The organism is Aphanothece microscopica RSMan92, assembly GCF_046613545.2.
Taxonomy (GTDB): Bacteria; Cyanobacteriota; Cyanobacteriia; order PCC-6307; family Cyanobiaceae; genus NIES-981.
The window spans coordinates 1-822 of record NZ_JBKKKY020000254.1; the positions used below are offsets into that span (position 1 = coordinate 1).

General features: G+C 74.9%; 1 protein-coding gene. It reads left to right on the forward strand.

The features are described from left to right. Nucleotides 1-822, forward strand: an 822-nt coding sequence (gene ccmI, locus ACLD7X_RS17320) for a c-type cytochrome biogenesis protein CcmI (RefSeq protein ID WP_411424933.1), incomplete at both ends; no start/stop codon positions are given.

An 822-nucleotide genomic window follows, 5' to 3' on the forward strand; every position in this document is an offset into this window, starting at 1 on the left:
TGCGCGCGGCGTGATCGGCGCGGATGAGGCGCAGCGCCTGCGCGCCGAGGTGTCGCGCCGCATCCTGGATGCCGACCGCGCCCTGGCCACGGCGCAGGACAGCAATGCCGCCGCGGGGCCGGGGACGCGGGTTCTGGCGGTGCTGGTGGTGCTGGCCGTGGGCGGCGGGGCCTTTCTGATCTACCGCGACCTCGGATCGCCCGGCTATCCGGACCTGCCGCTGGCTGCGCGCATCGCCGCATCGGACGAGCTGCGCGCGACCCGCCCCAGCCAGGCCACGGTGGAGGCCGGCGTGCCCGCCCTGCCCCCGGCCGCGGTCGCGCCGGATTTCCTGGCGCTGATGGACCAGCTGCGCGCCACGCTGCAGACCCGCCCCGGCGACCTGCAGGGACACCAGCTTCTGGCCCGCAACGAGGCGAACCTGGGCAACCACGCCGCCGCCTGGGCCGCCCAGCAGCGCGTGATCGAGATTCAGGGCCCCGCCGCGCCCGCGCAGGACTATGCGGTGCTGGCCGAGCTGATGGTGATCGCCGCAGGGGGCTATGTGTCCCCCGAGGCCGAGGCCGCGCTGCGCGCCGCGCTGGAGCGTGACCCCCGCAACGGGCTGGCGCGCTATTACTGGGGGCTGATGCTGTTGCAGGTGGGCCGGGCGGATCAGGCCTTCCCGGTCTGGCGCGCGCTGCTGGAAGGGTCGGAACAGACGGACCCCTGGGTGCCCTATGTCCGCGACCGGATCGGCGACGTGGCTTATATGGCGGGCGTCGACTACACCCCGCCCCCCGCCACCGCCGCACCGGGCCCGACCGAAGCCGACATCGCCGC